General features: G+C 63.4%; 15 protein-coding genes, 1 pseudogene and 1 riboswitch. Of the genes and pseudogenes, 11 read left to right on the top strand and 5 right to left on the bottom strand.

From position 1 onward, the window contains the following. Positions 1-8 precede the first annotated feature (8 nt). From ACP8ML_RS06300 to ACP8ML_RS06275, 6 genes and pseudogenes are all read left to right on the top strand, one after another. Positions 9-1,751, top strand: coding sequence for an ABC transporter ATP-binding protein (locus tag ACP8ML_RS06300; protein ID WP_013888718.1), 1,743 nt, complete (start codon positions 9-11; stop codon positions 1,749-1,751). Positions 1,752-2,024: 273 nt separating this feature from the next. Further along, positions 2,025-3,252, top strand: a pseudogene (locus ACP8ML_RS06295) (IS256 family transposase). A 376-nt stretch (positions 3,253-3,628) separates the two neighbouring features. Further along, positions 3,629-4,957, top strand: coding sequence for an HsdM family class I SAM-dependent methyltransferase (locus tag ACP8ML_RS06290; protein ID WP_486702901.1), 1,329 nt, complete (start codon positions 3,629-3,631; stop codon positions 4,955-4,957). Then, positions 4,954-6,180, top strand: a complete 1,227-nt coding sequence (locus ACP8ML_RS06285; RefSeq protein ID WP_172590590.1) for a restriction endonuclease subunit S — start codon at positions 4,954-4,956, stop codon at positions 6,178-6,180. The genes ACP8ML_RS06290 and ACP8ML_RS06285 overlap by 4 nt, the downstream gene beginning before the upstream one ends. Positions 6,181-6,183: 3 nt before the next feature. Next, on the top strand, positions 6,184-9,207 hold the full coding sequence (locus ACP8ML_RS06280; RefSeq protein WP_117189118.1) for a type I restriction endonuclease subunit R: 3,024 nt from the start codon (positions 6,184-6,186) through the stop codon (positions 9,205-9,207). Positions 9,208-9,342: 135 nt separating this feature from the next. After that, the gene (locus tag ACP8ML_RS06275) at positions 9,343-9,897 is read left to right on the top strand and encodes a YagU family protein (protein WP_117189245.1); all 555 of its coding nucleotides are present in this window, start codon (positions 9,343-9,345) and stop codon (positions 9,895-9,897) included. A gap of 67 nt (positions 9,898-9,964) precedes the next feature. On the opposite strand, the gene ACP8ML_RS06270 is transcribed toward ACP8ML_RS06275, so the two are convergent. The 3 genes from ACP8ML_RS06270 to ACP8ML_RS06260 are packed head-to-tail and all read right to left on the bottom strand — an operon-like array spanning position 9,965 to position 12,875. Then, the gene (locus ACP8ML_RS06270; protein ID WP_249361207.1) at positions 9,965-11,029 is read right to left on the bottom strand and encodes an ABC transporter substrate-binding protein; all 1,065 of its coding nucleotides are present in this window, start codon (positions 11,027-11,029) and stop codon (positions 9,965-9,967) included. Continuing rightward, the gene (locus ACP8ML_RS06265; protein ID WP_117189116.1) at positions 11,026-11,859 is read right to left on the bottom strand and encodes an ABC transporter ATP-binding protein; all 834 of its coding nucleotides are present in this window, start codon (positions 11,857-11,859) and stop codon (positions 11,026-11,028) included. The genes ACP8ML_RS06270 and ACP8ML_RS06265 overlap by 4 nt, the downstream gene beginning before the upstream one ends. Further along, positions 11,856-12,875 (bottom strand): FecCD family ABC transporter permease, encoded by a 1,020-nt coding sequence (locus ACP8ML_RS06260; RefSeq protein WP_117189114.1) that lies wholly within the window; start codon positions 12,873-12,875, stop codon positions 11,856-11,858. Before ACP8ML_RS06260 ends, ACP8ML_RS06265 begins: the two co-directional genes overlap by 4 nt. Positions 12,876-13,036: 161 nt before the next feature. Further along, a riboswitch (cobalamin riboswitch) is annotated at positions 13,037-13,158 on the bottom strand. A gap of 504 nt (positions 13,159-13,662) precedes the next feature. Between ACP8ML_RS06260 and ACP8ML_RS06255 the strand changes: the two genes are divergently transcribed. The 3 genes from ACP8ML_RS06255 to ACP8ML_RS06245 are packed head-to-tail and all read left to right on the top strand — an operon-like array spanning position 13,663 to position 16,221. Continuing rightward, entirely contained in the window at positions 13,663-14,961 is a 1,299-nt protein-coding gene (locus ACP8ML_RS06255; protein ID WP_065672796.1) for a hypothetical protein, read from the top strand. A gap of 57 nt (positions 14,962-15,018) precedes the next feature. Further along, positions 15,019-15,585 (top strand): hypothetical protein, encoded by a 567-nt coding sequence (locus ACP8ML_RS06250; protein ID WP_065672795.1) that lies wholly within the window; start codon positions 15,019-15,021, stop codon positions 15,583-15,585. A 6-nt stretch (positions 15,586-15,591) separates the two neighbouring features. Then, positions 15,592-16,221, top strand: a complete 630-nt coding sequence (locus ACP8ML_RS06245; protein WP_117189112.1) for a hypothetical protein — start codon at positions 15,592-15,594, stop codon at positions 16,219-16,221. Between the two features lie 183 nt (positions 16,222-16,404). Here the strand turns inward: ACP8ML_RS06245 and lpdA are convergent, their stop codons facing one another. Further along, a complete protein-coding gene (lpdA, locus tag ACP8ML_RS06240; RefSeq protein WP_065672793.1) occupies positions 16,405-17,808 on the bottom strand; it encodes a dihydrolipoyl dehydrogenase in 1,404 nt (467 codons plus the stop codon). A 151-nt stretch (positions 17,809-17,959) separates the two neighbouring features. Here lpdA and ACP8ML_RS06235 point away from each other — a divergent pair, with 151 nt between their 5' ends. Next, positions 17,960-19,486, top strand: coding sequence for a helix-turn-helix domain-containing protein (locus ACP8ML_RS06235; RefSeq protein ID WP_065672792.1), 1,527 nt, complete (start codon positions 17,960-17,962; stop codon positions 19,484-19,486). On the opposite strand, the gene pdxY is transcribed toward ACP8ML_RS06235, so the two are convergent. Then, positions 19,423-20,298, bottom strand: coding sequence for a pyridoxal kinase (gene pdxY / locus ACP8ML_RS06230; RefSeq protein WP_117189110.1), 876 nt, complete (start codon positions 20,296-20,298; stop codon positions 19,423-19,425). The two genes, ACP8ML_RS06235 and pdxY, sit on opposite strands and share 64 nt — an antisense overlap. A 66-nt stretch (positions 20,299-20,364) precedes the next feature. On the opposite strand from pdxY, the gene ACP8ML_RS06225 reads away from it, so the two are divergent. Beyond that, positions 20,365-21,159: a glycerophosphodiester phosphodiesterase family protein gene (locus ACP8ML_RS06225; RefSeq protein WP_171048557.1), complete on the top strand. Its 795-nt coding sequence runs from the start codon at positions 20,365-20,367 to the stop codon at positions 21,157-21,159. The last annotated feature ends 57 nt before the right edge of the window (positions 21,160-21,216 follow it).

Here is a 21,216-nt window from a genome sequence, read left to right as displayed (position 1 = left end):
ACACGCTCATGTGGAAACTAATGATCAGGGTCGTCAACAGGGCCGAGTTGCGTACGTTGGTGGGCTGGTTCGCCTTCTCCGCTGTCCTACAAGGCATCACACTGGCGTTGATGATCCCATTCCTTCGGGCATTATTCTCCCGCTCTGAAACCCTTGGCACCTGGCTCGTCGTCGTTGCCATCCTCGGCGCGATCACGGTGACGGTCGACACCTTCGCGATGTACCGCTCCTATCGGATCAGCGTCTATGAAGTATGCGATACCTTAATTGATCGCGTAGCAGATCATGTCTTGCAGCTGCCGCTTGGGTGGTTTAATGCCAAACGCGAAGCGGACGTGGCTAATGCGACATCCAAGGAGATCAACACCCTGTCGCATCTGGCATCAATGGTGATCCCGAACCTGTGCAACGCCTTCATCGTGCCGTTGGTGATGCTCGTTGCCACCGCATTCATTGAGTGGCCGTTAGCTGTGGTCATGGCAGTGTCGATCTTGCCGTTTATTCTCACGTGGCGGAAAATGTCGGCGGCAACAACCAGAGCCAATGACATGGAAGACCGTACCTCGTCCGCCGCAGCCGGCCGGTTGATTGAGTTCGCCAGGCTACAACCGGTGCTTCGAGCCACGGGTGCCGCGACGTCGTGGGACCCCGTACAAGAGACTCTGCAAGCCGACTCTGAGGCGACGTTGGCCGGGCTTCGGATCAAGGGCCGACCTGCCCAAGGATTCAACCTCATCGCTAACGTGACTTTCGCGGTGGTGCTCGCCTTGGGGCTGTCGTTCGTGACCGGAGCGCGTCTGGACCCGATTGCGTATCTGGTGATCGCGGCGGTCAGTGCGCGCATGCTGCTGCCGCTCACAAAAGCCGCGCTCTACGCATCTGAGGTCGATAACGCCGCAGTAGCGTTGCGCCAGATGGGAATAATCCTTGATGCCGCGCCACTTGCCGAACCTGATTCCGAGCAGGCACGGGAACCGCGTGGGACGTCGATTGAATTCCGAGGAGTGTCGTTTTCCTACGAGTCAGGCCGGCCTGTCCTAGACGATGTCTCGCTCACCGCCCCGCAGGGAGCAGTCACCGCACTAGTGGGGCCGTCAGGGGCCGGGAAGTCGACGATCTTGCGTCTCACCGCAAGGTTTTGGGATGTCGACGCCGGTAGCGTGACCATCGGCGGGGTGGACGTGCGCGAGATTCCAACCACGCGGATCATGGAGCTGACCTCGATGGTGTTCCAGGACACCTACCTGTTTGACACCACGATCCGGGAGAATCTGCGGATTGCCCGTCCCAATGCGACGAATGCCGAGTTGGAAGAAGCAGCTCGCAAGGCGAGACTTGATCGGGTGATTGAGGCGCTGCCTCACGGTTGGGATACCGAAGTGGGGCCTGCCGGGCAGAGCCTGTCTGGAGGTGAGCGCCAACGAGTGGCGATCGCTCGGGCATTCATCAAGGATGCTCCGATACTGCTGCTCGACGAGATTACCTCGGCGCTGGACGGCGAGAATGAATCGGCGATTAGCGACGTCATCAGTCAACTATCTGAGGGCCGCACTGTGATCGTGGTAGCGCACAGACTATCCACCATAGATAGCGCCGATCAGGTGGTCTTCCTCGAACCCTTAGCGGACGGTGCTATCGTCGCCGAAACCGGCACGCCTAAGGAATTGTCTAGTCGGCCCGGACGGTTCCACGATTTCGTGGCTGCCGCCGATGCGTCGTCTCGTTGGCAGCTGAGACACACCTCAGATTAGCGGACACGGTCCCGGTGCCAGGCGCCAAGCCCTAAACCCACAGCTCGAATCGGAGTACCTCGACGCGTTTGGCACACGTGGTGCTGTCGCGAACATGGCGCTAGTGGGATCATTTGCGAACAGCATCTCGCTGATGAGCGAGGGCGCTACTAATCACCAAGGGAGTTGAGTCCCTCATAGTGGTGTAGCGGGGTGGTCGTGCTGGACAGCAGGGCGGTCACCGTGTGATCCTCGAGTTTCGTCCCCTACAACTCACTCGCGAAAGGCCACACGATGACCGCTACCCATATTGTCGACCCTGCCGGGCTGCTTGGCGAACTGCTTGCCGAGGCGTCACCTGTTGCAGACTGTGATCAACGAGTTGCTGTCTGCGGATGCTGATGCGGTTGCAGGTGCCGAGTACGGCCGCCCAGATCCTGACCGACGTGCCCAGCGCAACGGCTACCGCCACCGGCCTCTCGATACCCGTGTTGGGACCTTGGACATCGCGGTCCCGAAACTACGCCAGGGCACCTATTTCCCTGAGTGGCTGCTGGAGCGTCGCAAGCGCGCCGAGTCCGCATTGATCACTGTTGTTGCCGACTGCTATCTCGCTGGAGTCAGTACTCGCCGGATGGACAAGTTGGTCAAGACGTTGGGAATCGACCGGCTGTCGAAGTCCCAGGTCTCTCGCATGGCCGCCGAGTTGGACGAGCACGTCGCCGAGTTTCGACACCGTCCACTAGGCGATGCTGGGCCGTTCACGTTCGTGACCGCCGACGCGTTGACGATGAAAGTTCGCGAGGGAGGTCGTGTGGTCAACGCGGTCGTCATGCTCGCGACCGGGGTCAACGCCGACGGGCATCGCGAAGTCTTAGGGATGCGGGTCGCCACGAGCGAGACCGGCCCGGCCTGGAACGAGTTTTTCGCCGATCTGGTCGCCCGAGGACTGTCCGGGGTCCGGCTGGTCACCTCCGACGCCCACCAAGGCCTCGTGGAAGCGATCGCGGCGAACCTGCCCGGTGCCGTCTGGCAGCGTTGCCGCACTCACTACGCCGCGAACCTGATGAGCATCACTCCCAAGAGCTTGTGGCCGGCGGTCAAGGCCATGCTCCACTCCGTCTATGACCAGCCTGACGCCGATGCTGTTCACGCCCAGTTCGACCGGCTGCTGGACTACACCGCCGAGAAACTCCCCGACGTCGCAGACCACCTCGATGCCGCCCGCGCTGACATTCTCGCGTTCACCAGCTTCCCGACCGAGGTCTGGCAGCAGATCTGGTCGAACAACCCCACCGAACGGCTGAACCGCGAGATCCGGCGCCGCACCGATGCGGTTGGGATCTTCCCAAACCGGGAAGCGATTGTCCGGCTCGTCGGCGCCGTCCTGGCCGAGCAAACCGATGAATGGGCAGAAGGCCGCCGCTACCTCGGCCTGGAAGTCCTCGCCAAGAGCCGCCTCAACCTGATCACCACACCCACAACCACGACCGATGCCGACATGCCCGCACTCGCAGGCTAAAACCCCAAACGAGAGGAAAACACCGTTACACCACTACAAGGGACTTGACCCCCAACTTGCTAAAAGCTTTGTAGTTGACTAGGAGTGCAGATGGTCGTCGGCCCACCTGCAAGAACGAATAGCAAGCGGTATCGTCTACAGGTAGTGGTGCTACCCGCATCATTTGTCGAGACCCCGCGTCTATTCTTGCGCGCAAGATCCCGACTGGTTCACCCCCTCTACGGACGCCAGCCGGGTAGCGACGTGCCAGATACTCAGCGGTACAGCAGGCTAATCTCCAAACGTCCGCGGCAGCCGGAAATCCCAGTTCATCGCCGGTATCGAAGCTGTTCGATGGCCCTGCTCCGCACTGGGGTCTTGTATCCAACGTAACCGGTTGTGCGATCCGGCGGCCGGCACCGGCGGCATGCTCATGATCACCATGGACCGCATCAAGGAGCTCAACCCGAAGGCCCTCGTCAAGGTCTACGGCCAGGAACTCAACGACGAGACCTGGGCCATCGCCCAGTCCGACCTCATGATGCAAGGCATCGGCCCCGAGCAGATGCACAACGGCAACACTCTCACCGCCGATGCCTTCCCCACCAACAAATTCGACTTTATCCTCGCCAATCCGCCCTACGGTGTCGACTGGAAGGGTTACGCCCAACCCATCAAGGACGAACACAACAGACAAGGCTTCAATGGTCGTTTCGGCGCCGGACTCCCCCGCGTCTCCGACGGCTCCCTACTGTTCCTGCAGCACATGCTCAGCCACATGAAGCCCGTCACGGACGCCAGTCCGAACGGATCGCGCGTCGGCATCGTCCTTTCCGGCTCTCCCCTGTTCTCCGGTCAGGCCGGATCGGGCGAGAGTGAGATCCGCCGCTGGCTGCTGGAGAACGACTGGCTGGAGGGCATCGTCGCCCTGCCCGACCAGATGTTCTACAACACCGGCATCTCCACCTATGTGTGGATTCTCACCAATGCCAGGACCGACGCCGAACGTGGCTTGGTGAAACTCATTGATGCCCGCGACATGGGCACCAAGATGCGCAAGAGCCTCGGTGATAAGCGCAAGGAACTCACTGACGACGCGATCGACGAGATCGTGCGTCTGTTCAGCGGCGCCCTTGACGAGTTCGCCGACGACCAGCGCGTCAAGGTATTGCCCCGAGAGACCTTCGGATTCCAGCGCGTCACCGTCGAACGCCCCCTGCATCGGCGCTGGGAGGTGACCGAGGCTGTCGTCAAGACCCCACCCTTTGAGCAGTTCACCCATCTGGTCGGGAAGACATACGGCACGCAGAAGGCCTTGCTTGCCGACGCCCCCGGCCTGACCGCAACGCAGAAGAAGAAGTACGCCGTCGCCTGCGCGGTGGATGATCCAGGTGCGCCGGTGGTGATGAAGAAGGGCAAGCCGGAGCCCGACCCCGAGCTGCGCGACCAAGAGAACATTCCCCTGCCCGCCGGCTGGTTCGACCTCGACGATGACGCCCGCGCTCAGGCACTGCTCGACTCTGCTGAGAAGCACCTGACCGAGGAAATCAGGCCGTACGTGCCCGATGCGTGGATCAACCACGCCAAGACCAAGCTCGGCTTCGAGATCCCCTTCACCCGCCAGTTCTACGTCTACACGCCGCCCCGCCCTGTCGAGGAGATCGCCGCGGAGATCAAGGACTTGGAGGCCCAGATCCAGGGCTGGATGAAGGGGCTCGGGCTGTGAGGACGATACCGCTGAAGTACGTCGCACGGGTTAACGCCGATGTGCTCCCTGAAACGACCGATCCGAGCTATCGATTTCGCTACGTGGATATTTCTCAGGTGTCCTCGACTGGTGCGGTCGACACATCCTCCAACTCAGTCACATTTAAGGACGCACCAAGTCGAGCACGCCGATTAGCACCAGAAGGTGCAACGATTGTTTCGACAGTACGAACGTATCTGCGGGCTATAGCTCAGGTGCCCACCTCTGAAGAACCTTTAGTCTTCAGCACGGGGTTCGCCACGCTGGAGGCTAGAGTCGGTGACCCGAGGTTCTTGAATTATACTTGCCGATCTACGCCCTTTGTCGAAGAGGTCGTTGCACGCAGCACAGGAGTGGGCTATCCCGCGATCAATGCCAATGACATGACCGCGATCGAGATCCCATGGCCGACAGGAGCGGAGCAGCGGCGGATCGCGGACTTCCTCGACGACCGCGTCGCCCGGATCGACCAGATCATCGCCGCCCGCCAACAGCAGGTGAGACACGCCGACAGAGCTCGAATCTCGCTTGTCGATTCGGTCCTGACCCCGGCACATCCATCTGGCATGACCCGACTCGGGCGCCTTGCCACTATCCAGTCCGGGCTCACCGTTGATGAAAAGCGTTCGAACGCAAGTGGCGGGGATTGCTACCCGTATCTTCGCGTCGCAAACGTGCAGGCTGGCGGGCTAGATTTGGCAGAGATCAAGACGGTGGTCGCGGAAGAGGCGCTTGCTAAGCGCTGCACGCTCAGGCCTGGCGACGTCCTGATGACTGAGGGTGGCGATCTTGACAAGCTCGGTCGGGGCACGGTTTGGCATGGTGAGATCTCACCTTGTCTCCACCAAAATCATGTCTTCTCGGTGCGACCAGCTCGGGAGCTTCTTGTAGCTGACTATCTCGCGCTGTACACACAGTCATCTGCCGCCCGTAGCTACTTCGAGCGAACTGGGTCAAAGACTACCAACCTGGCATCGACCAGCGCGTCCAAGGTCATGGCGTTGCCAATCCCGTTCGTTCCGATCTCCGAGCAGCGAGATCTCGCGTCGGAGTGTCAGAATCAACTTGCAGCTGTCGATGCGGGTGTGACGGCGCTCATCTCTGCTGTCTCTCTTCTGCAGGAATACAAGCAATCCCTCATCACGGCCGCCGTCACGGGCGAGTTCGACGTCACCACAGCCTCCACGAAAATTCCGGAGTGAGCCATGTCTGTCACCACTGAGCACACCTTCGAGAGCAACATCGAGGCCCACCTGCTGTCGCATGGCTGGGTGAAGGTCTCCCCCGCCAGCTACGACAAGAAGATCGGACTCTTCCCCGACGAGGTGATCGCCTTCGTCCAGTCCACCCAGCCGAAGGCGTGGGCGAAACTCGTCCGGCATCATGGTGGTGACGACGCAGCACGCACCAAGTTCTTGACGCGCCTGGCCGCCGAACTCAATCAGCGAGGCACGATCTTGGTGCTCCGCTCCCCCATCAAGGACCGGGGCGTCGACGTGCGCCTGTGCTACTTCAAACCCGCCTCCGGGCTCAACGAGGAACAGACCGCCCGCTACGAGGCGAATCGGCTGGCTGTGGTGCGGCAGCTTCATCACTCCGTGTCGCGCCCGAAAGATTCACTCGACATGACGCTTGTGGTCAACGGCATCCCCGTCGCCACGGCCGAGCTGAAGAACACCCTCACCGGGCAGGACGTCGAGAATGCGCGCGAGCAGTACCGCACCGACCGGAACCCTGCCGACCTGATCTTCGCCCGCCGCACGCTCGTGCATTTCGCCGTCGACCCGCACCACGTGTCCATGACCACCAGACTCGCCGGGCAGAAGACCCGGTTCCTCCCCTTCGATCAGGGCAGTGCGGGTGCTGGCCATCCAGGAACTGCGGGCAATCCTCCAGCCAGCTCAGGCGGCTACCAGACGTCATACCTGTGGGAGCAGGTGTGGCAGCGCGACGCGTGGCTCGACATCCTGGGCAACTTCGTCCACGACAGCGACGGCACGATCCTGTTTCCCCGCTTCCACCAATGGCACGCCGTCCGCTCGATCCTTGAGGCGACGAAGCGCGACGGCGCCGGGGTCGATCGGCTCATCCAGCACTCGGCCGGGTCGGGCAAGAGCAACACCATCGCATGGTCGGCCCACCAGCTCTCCCGGCTCCACGACGACAACGATCAACCGATGTTCGACAAGGTCGTCGTCATCACCGACCGCAAGGTGCTCGATCAGCAGCTTCAGGCCACCGTAGTGGGGTTCGACCACACCTTGGGCACGATCGTGCGGGTCGACAAGAACTCGGCGCAGCTCAAGGAGGCGCTGGAGGGCAACGCGGCCCGCATCATCGTCACGACACTGCAGAAGTTCCCCGTTGTGGTGCAGGCCGCCACTGAGGACGCCAAGAACGGCGAGGCCAAGGAGGTGGCGGGCAGACACTTCGCGGTGATAGTCGACGAGGCCCACTCCTCCACCTCCGGGGAAGCCGTGAAGGACCTCAAGAGGGTGCTCGGCGGCCCCGAAGCCCTCCTCGCGGCCGCCGAAGAGGCCGAGAACGCCGCCGAGGAGGCGGCCGATGCGGCTGATGTCATCATCGAGTCGGCGGCGCACCGTGGCAAGCAGAAGAACCTGTCCTTCTTCGCGTTCACCGCGACTCCGAAGCCCAAGACCCTCGACCTGTTCGGGCAACGGGGCGAGGACGGATTGATGCGCCCCTTCCACGTCTACTCGATGCGCCAAGCTATCGCCGAGGGCTTCATCCTGGACGTGCTGCGCAACTACACGACCTACTCGGTGTACTACCGGCTCGCGAACGCCGAGGGCGCTATGGACCCCGACCTGGAGACCAGGAAGGGAAAGGCGGCGTTGGCTCGATACGCGTCCCTGCACCCCTACGAGATGGACCAGAAGGCCGAGATCATCGTCGAGCACTTCCGGCAGAAGACCGCCATGAAGATCAACGGGCACGCCAAGGCCATGGTGGTCACCCGCAGCCGACTGCACGCGGTGAAGACCAAGGAGGCCATCGACCGTTACATCATGCGCAAGGGCTACGACCGCGGAGTTCACCCGCTGCAGGCGCTGGTCGCGTTCAGTGGCCCGGTGACCGATCCCGACATGCCCGAGAAGCAGTGGACCGAGGCCGAGCTCAACGGCTTCCCCGAGGGACAACTTCCCAAGAAGTTCCGCACCGCCGATTACCAGGTGCTCGTGGTGGCGGAGAAGTACCAGACCGGTTTCGACGAACCCCTGCTGCACACCATGTACGTCGACAAGAAGCTGTCCGGGGTGAAGGCCGTCCAGACGCTGAGCCGGCTCAACCGCACGACGCCCGGCAAGGACGACACCTTCGTGCTCGACTTCGCCAACACCGCCGAGGAGATCCAGCAGGCCTTCCAACCCTTCTACCAGGCATCGCTGGCCACGCCGACCGATCCGAATGTGCTCTACAACATGAGCAACGACCTGTGGTCCGCGCAGGTGCTGTCCGAGCCCGAGATGGACGCCTCGGTGACCGCGCTGCTCAGCGATGCCCCGGACCGCCAGGGCGAGGTGTACGCGAACCTTCACTCGGCGGTCGGCCGCTGGACCGCTTTGGACGAGGAGCAGCAGGAGGCATTCCGCGCCACCCTCGACCAGTTCTGCCGCGCCTACGCCTTCCTGGCCCAGGTGATGCAGTACATCGACCCGTCGCTGGAGAAGCTCTACCTGTACGGCAAGGTGCTGCTCACCCAACTTCCCGCCCGAGACGGGGACCCCATGCCGCAGATCAGTAAGCAGGTGCAGCTCACCCACCTGCGGATGGCCGTGACCGACCAGACCGCCATCGACCTGGAAGCCGACGACGACATCCCCGGTACCGCGCTGCCCGGCGGTGGCCTCGGCAAGCAGAACGAGCCCGAGACCGACAAGCTTTCGGCCCTCATCGCGGTGATGAACGAGAAGTTCGGTGCCGAGTTGACCGACGCCGACAAGCTCACCTTCGAACAGACTCGCAGAGACGTCATACAACGCGACGACATGCGCATGGTCGCTGAGAACAACGATCGTGACCAGTACCGCCTCGCCCTCGAGGAGATGGCTGACGAGATCATCGTCGACCGCACCAACCGCAACGGCCGGCTCGTCGCTGCCTACTTCTCCCGCCCCGAGGTCCGCACGTCCTTCGTCGACTACCTCATGGTCACCTATGACGAGTTTCGCGCAGGCATCGGTGAGACTCGCGCGGACCGATGCTAGTCATCGCACCATGCGTTGGCCGTGGCGAGGATGCAGCGTGGTCCTGAGATACTCTCAGCAGCGAGCGGTCACGCCATGAGTATCTGTCAGCATGTCATCGTCCCGGAGCGCTGGGTCGTGCAAGGAGTTGATCACATGACCTCGAGCACCACGGAGCCGTGTCGCCGGAGGTACGGTGCCGCGTTATGGGCGGGCGTGCTCGCCGGGATTATCGGCGCCATCGTGAAGTTCGGCTGGGAGGTTCCGCTGCCTCCGCGCACCGCGGCACGCAATGCCACGAACCCTCCTCAGCAGCTCCTTCAGCAACTTGGGTTCAGCGAGCACTTCACTCACATGTCGTACACCTTCAGCGGGTGGCCGCTCCCCTTCGTGAGCTTCATCGTCCACTTCGGGTTCTCGATCTTCTTCGCTGTCGTCTACGCGCTGCTGGCCGAGAAGTACCCTCGCGTCAAGCTGTGGCAGGGCGCGGTGTTCGGCTTGGCCATCTGGGTGCTCTTCCATCTCGTCCTCATGCCAGCCATGGGCACCGTCCCCGCCCCCTGGCACCAGCCCTTCGACGAGCACCTCAGCGAGTCCTTCGGGCACGTGTTCTGGATGTGGGTCATCGAGCTCACCCGGCGTGACCTGCGCAATCGCATCACCGGAGAGCCTGATGCCGAGGTTCCGCTCCCTGCACTTGGAGGCAACTGACATCGGATGTGGATCCGCACTGGTCTGCTCGACGACCGTGTGAAGGTGGGCGATCGTCGAGCGAAGCTCAGCCACGAGCGGTCACGTCGTGCCGCGGCTTGATCCCTGACGCAGGGACCATGCGGTACTTCTCCAAGGACTGTCGTAGTGTCTCGGCGGCATCGACGTTGAGTGGGCTGCTGGTCCACGCCGGGTACGCGATGTTGACGAACCGGCGGTTCTTCACGGCAGGAAGGTTCTTCGTGGCCGGATTGGCCTCGAGCAGGGCGACCTTCTGGGCCTTCGTCTGGCCGGGGTAGTCGTTGAAGACGATGACGTCGGGTCGGGTCTGCGCGATCTTCTCCCACGAGATCGTCGTCCACGTGTTGGCCACGTCCGTGGTGGCGCTCACGGCACCCGCCGCCTTGATGATGACTTCGGGGCCGCCGTAGCGCCCACTGGTGAACACGCTGCCGGTGTCGCCGCTGTCGACCATGAGCACCGTCGGCTTGGTCGATGCCTGAGGGGCTCGGGCCAGAGCCCGACGTCGCGTGTCGATGTCCTTGACGACCTTCCGGGCCTCCTGGGTGTGCCCTGTGACGGCGCCCAGGTTGCTCAGATCCGACCGCAGGGCCGTCCAGGGGTCCATGACTCCGCGAGCCTTGTCATCGCTCTTCGCACGGCAGCTCTCCGACAACACGTAGGCACTGATGCCCCGTGCGCGCAGCTCCTCGGGAGTGAGATGGGTGCTCTCACCGTATCCATATCCGTACCCGGCGAGCATGACGTCGGGTCGCGCGCCCAGAACCTGTTCGAGCGTCGGGTAGGAGCCGTCACTGTCGGGCAGGGCCGACACCGCCCGGTGGCCGTAAACCTTCGCCAGGGCGTCAGTCTGGCCCTTGATCCCCGTTGCCGCGACGATCTGGTCGCCGGCGCCGATGGACAACATCATCGCGACCATGTTGCTGTCGTTGACGAACACTCGTCGCGCATGGGAGGGGAAGGCTCGGCGAGCACCACAATTGGTGATGGTGACCGTCGAGGGGCCAAAGGCGCTCGAGGTCGAGGAACTCGTGTGGGTCACGTGGGCGCAGCTCGTGAGGGCGATGGTGAGGGCGGCCGCGCCGGCGACGATGAGTGGTGATCGGGTCATGAGGTGCCTTCCGGTCGGGATGTGTCAGTGGGATGGGTGTGACACAACGGGCCGGGGCTCGCCGGGTCACAGAGAAGATGGGATAGGCCCGTGATGGGGTCGACGTGGCGTGTGAGCCTCATGCCGAACGCCCTGCTCACCTCGCCACGGGTGAACACGTCATGTGGTGGACCCTGGGTGAGCACGTGTCCCCCTGCGAGGACGGCGACGTGATCGGCGTACCGCTCGGTCAACGTGAGGTCATGGATCGCCACGACGACGGTCTGGTCGAGGTCACGGATGAGTGCGAGCAGGTGGTGCTGCTGGGCCAGGTCCAGGTGGTTGGTCGGTTCGTCCAGCATGAGTATGGGAGTGCGCTGGGCCAGCCCACGGGCCAGCATGACTCGACGGCGTTCCCCACCGGACAGTCGTGAGCAGGGTCGATCGGCGTAGTCGGACATGTCGACCCGGTCTAGTGATTCCATGACGATGCGATGCTCGTCCTCACCGCCGTGGTCCCACGGCCGTCCATAAGGGGTGCGACCCAGGGCGACGAGTTCACGCACGAGCAGGTCACCAGGTGGTGAGTCCTCCTGGGCGACGAAGGACACCTGGCGTGCGCGTTGTCTGGCCGAGAGACGTCGGAGGGGGACGTCGTCGAGGAACACGTCTCCGGCGGCCGGCCGGCTGATTCCGGCGATGGCACGCAGCAGGGTCGACTTGCCCGAACCGTTGAGCCCGATGATGGCCGTGACGGTACCGGGTTCGAAGTCCAGATCGACGTCTCGGACGATGGTTCGCCCCTCGACCTGCGCCGCGAGACGTCGTGTGGTCAGTCGGGTTCCCATCATGCCCCCGCGTACTGGTAGTGGCGCCGTCCCAGCAGTAGTAGGAGTACTGGGGCTCCTAGCAGACCTGTGACGATGCTCAACGAAGTCTCCTGAGGTCGGCTCGCCACCCGGGAGAGGACGTCGACCCACACGAGGAAGAGCGCACCGAACAAAGCGCTGACCGGCAGGACGACGCGATGGCGCGGTCCCACGAGGAGCCTAGTGAGGTGGGGAATGACGAGGCCCACGAATCCGATGCCGCCGGAGACCGCGACGATCGCGCTCACGAGGATGGCCTGGACGATGAAGAGGGCGACTCTCAGGCCGGTGACCGGGACCCCGAGCGAGGAGGCGAGTTCCGGGCCTGCTGCCAGCGCGTCGAGCCACCTCGATCCAATCATGAGCAACAGCAGGGTGACGAGGACCACCACCGCCGTCGGCACGAGGGTCTGCCAGGAGGCACCCGCCACGCTGCCCAACAGCCAGAAGAGGACGGACTGGGCCGATTTCGGGTCGTTGCTGTGGAAGACCAGGAAGCTCGACATCGCGCTGAAGGCCGAGGACATGACGACACCGGTGAGGACGAGCCGCAAGGGGCTCAGACCTCCCTGGGCCATGGCGATGCCGAACACGGCCGCGGTCGCGACGAGGGCACCGAGAAGGGCACCCAGGTACAGCGAGTACACGCCGAAGGCCGCCAGCGTTCCCGTGGTGATGGCGGCTGTCGCCCCGACGCTGGCCCCTGCCGAGACCCCGAGCATGTAGGGATCGGCCAACGGGTTGCGTACCAAGGTCTGCATGACGGCACCACCGACGGACAGTCCGGCCCCGGCAACGACGGCCAGCACCGTTCGTGGAAGTCGCAACCCCCACACGATCTGGTCCGCGGTGGCCTCGACGCTGCCTCCGCGCACGTGTACATCCAGGACATGCCACGCCTGTTCGACGGGCAGCCGGATCGTGCCGAAGGCCAGCGAGAGCACGACCCTCAGAGCAAGAGCAACCGCCAGGACCAGCAGTACGGGCCCGGCGGGCAACCGGCGATCCTCGTGGGCCCGCGATGACGTCGATCCGTCCGACGATTGCCGTTGCCCGCGCGAAGCGCAGGGATGGGTGTCTCGATGGCGGACGTGTGGCAAAGGAACTCCTGGCGGTTGACGCCCATCTCGCGAGGCGTACGGCGGCTGCATTCGCCGGGAGGTTTTCGGACTCGGGGTCGCGCGGCTCGTCCCCCTTCCCAGGTGTCTCCACCCAGTGGGCTCGCGGCGAGCCATCACCCACACCGCTGCGCGTCAGTCCTGGATTCGCACCAGGTTCCCTGGCCGGCGAAACGCACCGTACCACGCAGGTGGTGAATCGTCCCACTCATCCATGACCCCGCCCCGAGAATCCAAATTTCCATCCCGAGCGACATGTCCAAGAAGTGGCGGATGTCTCACTCGTACACTGTCCACATGCGAGGTCATGCAGTGATGGCGGACCCGGAAGGCGACGTGCGGATTCGGTATATATTTACGAGATGATATAAAGGCTGTCGACGGGTCCAGTGGTCTTGTTATTGCTTGGGCGTCATTGCACCGGTTCGGTGTCCGATCACATGCTCGTCATCACGGGTTCATGTCCTGTTCGCAACCGCGTCATTACTCGATATTCCAGATCGCCGCCCTTTGTGAATTGAACCTCCGCGTCGCTAGCATCGGATCGCAGATCCTCCCGGGATGGTTGCCCATACTCCTTGACAGGGGCGTGCATCGACTTCCACAGGGGCTCTGTGAAGCACGTCAATTCCTATGGATGCGAATCCGTGAGGAGTATGAAAAAGCCATGTCCTTGAAGAGACGTCCAGGGCGCAGAGTTCTCGCGGCGGCTGCCTCGGCAGTCCTCGCAGTGTCTGCCATGATGCAGGTGCCGGCGGCTCACGCCGTCATTCCACCCAAGCCGCAGGGCTATCCGATCGCGCACCTCTATGAGTCGTGCACGGATGCCTCCGCCCACGCCCAGGGATACCCCGAGTGGCATTACGGTGAGACGGGACGACGCTACCTCAGCGACGGCACGATCCAGTTCACCAACCGCACCGATCAGGTCGTGCCGTACACCGGCACGATCGAAACTGAGAGCAACCACGACATTTCGGCGACCTCGGCGGCGAAGCTCCCCTCTGGATGGAACACCACCGCCAAGTCTGACATCGGCCTCAAGATGTCCAATGGCTGGGTCGAGGGTGAGACCGTCGGTCCCGTCAAGCTCAAGCCAGGTGAGTCGATCCGCGTCGAATACGGCGTCCTCGAGAAGGACTTCGTCTCGATGTTCGTCACTTGCCGCGACGGCGTCCTGCAGAACTCCAACGGCGCTAACGTCATTCGTGGCACCGGTCCGGCCGGGCGATACGCCTTCGTCTACCTCATCCACGCCGACGGCTCCATCTCGGATCTGGCGATGCAGATCCCGTCGCGCCACGCGGGTGCCAACAGCAAGCCGATGGGATCGGACGCGTACACCGCCATGTCGGGCCCCAGCCTGGAGTCCGTGGCGAAGCCGACCGACCACGTCGTCGAGCCCGCCGTCGCTCCGCAGAAGGATCCGTCCTGGCCGGCGAAGGGTCAGACCTGCCGTGCCCGCGACATCGCGTGGTACCCCTACGACATCTCGTCGATCCAGCCCACCTACCGCAAGCCCGGCTATTCGACGGACTTCCTCAACTGGTCGAAGGCCCCCTACGACTACCACCCGGTGACCGACTTCGTCGTGGGCGCCCAGTACAACGGGTACGCCAACTGGATGGGTCGCTACGGCCGCCCGCCGGCAGGATGGCTTGGCTCGGTTGACAGCACCTACCGTGCCTATATGCCCGTCGGAACCGCCCTCGGTGCGGTACATCTGCAGCCCGGTGAGCGCGTGCGCGTCACCTATGGCACGACGATGACCCGCGTGAACTATCGCGAGATCCACTGCGGCAGGGACGGAAAGTACAGCTTGGTGTCGAACTACGGCACCGCCTCGGCGCCGAGCGGTTTCTGGGCCGAGGCCACCGTCACCTCCCGGGACGGCAGCGTTCGCAAGATCGACGTCACTCCCGACAAGTACCGCCAGCTCCCCCTGCCGACTCAGTCAGACCGCTGACCTAGCCGTCCCCGACACCACGACCACCGTCAATCCCGACCACGAAGGAGAACACTCATGATCACCCGACTTCTTGCCGTTCCCGCAGCCCTCGCCGCCTCGGCCGCTTTCACGGTCGTTCCGGCCCAGGCTGCTACCCCGGCCCAGGCCGCCAACCCCACGACGATCGGCGCCTCCTGCGCCAACATCGGTGAGACCGGCCAGACCATCACCCGGACCCGTAGCTACTTCGACGGCTCGGCCGGCACGTGGACCATCTCGAACTACAACGACGAGCCGCTGCCCATCACCCGGACCATCACCGAGACCAAGACGAAAACCTGGAACGTCTCGGCCGGGGTCGACTTCCCGATCCTCGACCTCATCCACGTCACCTTCTCGACGAGCTACACCGACAGCCAGTCCTACGAGGTCGGCGACACCGTCGGCCCGTACAACCTGGCGCCGGGCAAGACCGCGGTCCTGCGTGCCGGATGGGTCGTCTCGGACTTCCGTGGCCAGCACACCGTCTGCGGCTCCGATCACACCTGGAAGGCCAACGGTGGCGAGTTCACCGCGAGCCTTCCGAAGGAGCGTCACATCGCCATCAGCACCCGCGACAACGACCCCTCCCTCGAGGCCTGATCGCCCATGGGATTCCTGACACACCAGGTGCGTCGCGGGGTCACACTCGCGGCGGCGGCTGCCCTGTCAGTGGCCCCGTTCGCCGTCTCCGACGCCCATGCGGCCGAGTCGGCCTCCGCCAGTGACCCCACCCAGTTCGAGCTGCCGCAACGGTGGAACTCCGATTACGAGCCGGGAACCGCGTGCTCGACCCCCGGTGAGAACGGCACCTACCTGACGGCCAAGAAGCGTTGGTTCAAGCAGACCGATGCCTCCAGCGTCGCGAACAACACCGCCAATGCGGTGCCCGTCTCGACGAAGGTGAAACAGTCGCGCACCCAGACCCTCCAGGTCAGCGCAAAGGTCGCCGGTCAGGGTGACCTGGCCAAGATCATGACGCAGACCTTCGGGTTCACCTACGTCAACGAGGTCCACTGGTCGCTCAAGCAGGTCGTCGGGCCCTACACCCTGCCCGCCGGCAAGGAAGGACGTCTGGCCTGGGGATTCATCATCCTCGACGCCGACGCCCAGAACGTCCACTGTGCGCCGAACCTCAGCTGGCAGGCCACAGGTCGCCCGTACCACGTCTCGGCCCCCGAGAGCCGGTACGCCGAACTCCAGATCGACAACCCGGAGTACGAGGACCTCTCGTACTGACACCGGACACCAGAGATCGAGGGGCCGCGGATGACCGCGGCCCCTCGATCCGTCTTCGTCGTGGGTCTCATGCCCTCCATTCGCGTCTTCGAACCCGCTCTGTTGCAACACCGGGGCTTGCGGCCCAGACTCCGAGGCGGGGCCCCGTCATCAGGACCCCGCCTCAAGCCATACATGAGAACGTCAGATGTTGATCATCTCTCCGCCAATACCCTCGACAGCATCCTTGAGGGCCTCCGACAGGGACGGATGCGGGAAGATGTTGCGGGCGACCTCGTCAGTGGTGATGTCCCACATCTGTGCTACGGTGAGCGCCGGGATGAGCTCGGACACGTCGTGTCCGATGATGGTGGCTCCCAGCAGCTCGTTGTGACGGGCGTCGGCGACGACCTTGACGAAGCCGGACCCGTCACCCATGCCCCAAGCCTTGCCGTTGGCCGAGAACGGGAACCGTGACACCTTGACGTCGTAGCCCTGTTCCTTGGCCTGGGCCTCGGGGTAGCCGAAGGTGGCGACCTGCGGCTGACAGTAGGTGACCCGAGGGATCATGGCGTAGTTGATGGGCATGGTCTGCGCCCCGGCGATGGTCTCGGCGGCGACGACGCCCTGGGCCTCGGCGGTGTGGGCCAGCATGAGCTTGGCCGTGCAGTCACCGATGGCGTAGATGCCCGGGACGCTGGTGCGCATGAAGTCGTCGATCTCGATGGCGCCACGTTCGGTGAGCTTGACACCGGTGGTCTCCAGGCCGTAACCCTCGACCCGCGGGGCGAAGCCGACAGCCTGCAGGACCCGGTCAGCCTCGAGCACGGTGGACTCGCCGCCCTTGGCCGGACTCACCGTCACCTTGACCTTGTCTCCCGAGTCGTCGATCGACTCGACCTTGGTACCGGCCATGACCTTGACACCGAGCTTCTTGTAGGCCCTGGTGAGTTCCTTGGAGACCTCGGGATCCTCATTGGGGACCATCCGGTCGAGGTACTCGACGATCGTGACCTGGGCGCCGTAGTTGGCCAGGACGTAGGCGAACTCGGTGCCGATGGCGCCGGAACCAGCGATGACGATCGATCCGGGGACCTCGTCGGAGAGGATCTGCTCCTTGTAGGTGACGACGCGGGCCGACAGCTGGGTTCCCGGCAAGGTCTTGACGGTGGACCCAGCGGCGATGATGCAGTTGTCGAAGGTGATCTCGTCGGACACCTGACCCTGCCCGTCCTTGACGACGACGGACTTGGGCCCGGTGAACTCACCCCACCCGGAGAACTCGGTGATCTTGTTCTTCTTCATGAGGTAGTGGACACCCTTGACCATCCGGTCAGACACCTCACGCGACCGGCTGTAGGCCTTGCCGAAGTCGACGGAGATGTCGCCGCCGATGCCGAAGGCGCCAGCCTCCTTGGTGACGATGTGCGCAAGTTCCGCGTTGCGCAAAAGCGACTTGGTGGGGATGCAGCCAACGTTGAGGCAGACACCACCCCAATATTCCTTCTCAATGATGGCGGTCTTCTTGCCGAGCTGAGCGGCACGAATGGCGGCAACGTAGCCGCCAGGGCCAGCTCCGAGGACAACAACGTCAAAATGTGAGCTCATGGGTAACACTCTAGTGGGAAGGTCGGCCTGTGACGAAGATCTCACTGAGGAGATTTCTGTCGGGTTGCGACTGGCCCCTTCTGCCCCGCGGTTCAACCTCAGATCTGATATATCCTTGTCGGAAGACTTCATCTCGTCGAAAGGATCTGCTGTGGACAACATCACCCCAGCTGCCGTCGGTCGCCTCATCCGCGACGCACGCAAGCAGCGCGGCATGACGCAGAACCAACTGGCGGAGCTCCTCAAGACCTCCCAGAGCGCCATCCACCGGGTCGAGTCAGGCACACAGAACCTCTCGCTGGAGTACATCAACCGCATCGCCGAGGCCCTTGAGTCCCCCATCATCACCCAGCCGGGTGGCGGCACGATGAACTACCGCATCGAAGGCGGCCACCAGCTCGAGGGCTCCATCGAGGTGCGTTCCTCCAAGAACGCTGCCGTTGCCCTGCTGTGTGGCTGCCTCATCAACCGTGGCCGCACTGTGTTGCGCGGAGTCGCTCACATCGAGGAGGTCAATCGCATCCTTGAGGTGCTGACGTCCATCGGCGTCACCTACGAGTGGTCCGAGGACGAGCGCGACCTCACCCTCATTCGTCCTGCTGAGCTCAATCTTGACGACATGGACATCGAGGCCGCCCGTCGCACCCGAAGCGTCATCATGTTCCTCGGCCCACTGATGCGCTTCTATGACTCCTTCAAGCTCCCGTACGCCGGCGGCTGCAACTTGGGCGCCCGTACCGTCGAGCCTCACCTCCAGGTCCTGCGCGCCTTCGGTCTTAACGTCGTCGCGACCGAGGGTTTCTACCAGTGTCACGTGACGGATCGCACGGTCAAGGAGCGTCACATCGTCCTGACCGAGCGCGGCGACACCGTCACCGAGAATGCTCTGCTCGCCGCAGCCCAGACTCCGGGCGTGACGGTATTGCGCAATGCCAGCCCGAACTACATGGTTCAGGACCTGTGCGTCTTCCTGTGCCAGCTCGGCGTCGAGATCGAGGGCATCGGGACGACGACCCTGCGCATTCGTGGCGTCGAGAACATTGATGTCGACGTCGAGTACGCGCCGTCCGAGGACCCGATCGAGGCCATGAGCCTTCTCACGGCAGCCGTCGTCACCAAGTCTGAGCTGACGATCACCCGCTGCCCCATCGAGTTCCTCGAAATCGAGTTGGCGATTCTCTCCGAGATGGGTCTGGACTTCGATCTCTCCCCCGAGTACGTCTCCCACAACGGATTCACCCGTCTGGTCGACGCCACCGTCCGCCCGAGCAAGCTACGCGCGGTCGCGGACAAGATCCACCCGATGCCCTTCCCGGGCCTCAACATCGACAACCTGCCGTTCTTCGCCGTCATCGCCGCGGAGGCCAAGGGCCAGACCCTCATCCACGACTGGTGCTACGAGAACCGGGCCATCCATCTGCTCGAGTTGGGCAAACTTGGAGCCGACGTCCAGCTCCTCGATCCGCACCGACTCATCGTGCGGGGACCGACGCGCTGGCGCGGCCGTGAACTCATCTGCCCACCGGCCCTGCGCCCGGCCGTCTGCCTGTTGTTGGCTGCCCTGGCCGCCTCCGGCGAGACGACCCTGCGCGACGTCTACATGATCAACCGCGGTTACGAGGACCTACCCACCCGACTCGGGGCGCTGGGAGCCAAAATCTCCGTCTTCCACGGCTGAGCCGAGGCGTCCTCGGGCGACCAGTCCAATTCGTCACCGGGATGGTTCCAAGTGCGCTCGAGGACCGCATGGACGACGCCTGCAGCCTTGCCGAGTGCAGTCTCCGGGGACTCCCCTGCGACGAGCTGGGCCGTCAGGACTGCCGTCGTCAGGTCGCCAGCGCCGTTGAAGTGACGGTCGATGAGGGGACCATGGGTCACAACGGTCCTCTTCCCCGTCACCGCAACCATGGCCAGCCCGTCACCGTTCTCGTCCTGATGCGGTACCGAGGTGACGACGACGAGTTTCGGGCCATCAAGGCCACGAGCTGCGTCCACGATCTCGTCAATCGTGCGCGGCATGGTGTCGGTCAGAATGCCGAGCTCGGCCACATTCGGCACAAGGACGTCGGCACTCTGGACAGCCTCTTTCATGAAAGCCACGGTGTCTTCGGGAACGTAAATCCTCACCTGGTCGCCAACCATGTCTCCCATGACGGGGTCACAGACCCACATGGCATCGGGATAGTGCTCCCGGCACTTCTCCACGGTCCGCAAGACGGTGGGACCGGTGAGAGCCGTGAGGTAACCCGACAATACAGCGTCAACATGCTTGAGTTCGCCGTTGGAATTGAGGGCGTCAACCATGCCGTTGATCTGCTGAGCATCGATCGGGACACCGGCGACGCTGGAGCGGCCATTGTGGTTGGACAGCAGGGCCGTGGGCATCCCCCATGCTCGGACCCCCATGACGCGCATCACCGGAACCGCGATGCTGTTTCCGACGGTTCCCTGGACGACATGGGACTGCAATGACAAGACGGTGGGCCTCACGCATGAACACTGTAGTTGCCATGGCGATCACGGATCCGAACCATCTCAAGGGCAGAATGGATGGCTGTGCGAGCCACTGACTATCCGTATTGCCAACGTCCGTTCACCGTTCTTGCCCATCGGGGCGGAGCCGGAATGACTGCCAACAAGGGGATCGAGAACACCCTGGCAGCTTTTAGACATGCGGTGGATCTCGGGTGCACCCACCTCGAGACTGATGTTCACGCCACCAGTGACGGTGTCCTCATGGCCTTTCATGACCCCATTCTCGACCGGGTCACCGAGTCCAGCGGTGTCATCGCAAAGATGCCGTGGCACGAGGTCAGGCAAGCCAGCGTCGGCGGAGAGCCCATCCCCACCCTCGATGACGTCCTTGACGCCTTTCGGGAATCCTTCATCAATATCGACATCAAGCACGACGCCGCCACCATGCCCCTCATCGAGGTCCTTTCCCGTCACCGGGCCTGGAATCGGGTCTGCGTCGGATCGTTCAGCAGCAAACGCATCCGAACGTTCCGCCGGTTGGTGCGTGAGCGCACGGCCACCGCGGTGGGACCGGTCGGAGTTGGGTGGGCCGTCGTCGGACCGAACAGCCTCCAGATGGCCGAATCCCGAGGCGACGCGTACCAGGTCCCCCATCGTGTCAGCCGGTACGGTGTTCCCCTGGTGACGCCGACCTTCGTTGCCGCTGCCCATCGCCTTGGTCGAGCGGTTCACGTCTGGACGATCAACGAGGTGTCAGAGGCTCGAGAACTCATGGACATGGGAGTCGACGGGATCGTCACGGATCGCCCCGACCTCATGTGCGACTTCGCGCGCATTCACCAGCCCAAGGACGCCCCGACACTCATTCCACGGTGAGTCGCGGCGAGCTGGATGCCCAACTGGTCACAGCTTGTTCCACGACGCGAACGCTCG

Source organism: Cutibacterium sp. LaCa_255 (assembly GCF_057458005.1).
The sequence above is the reverse complement of the archived record's forward strand: the minus strand, read 5'-3'. Positions and strand labels throughout refer to the sequence as shown.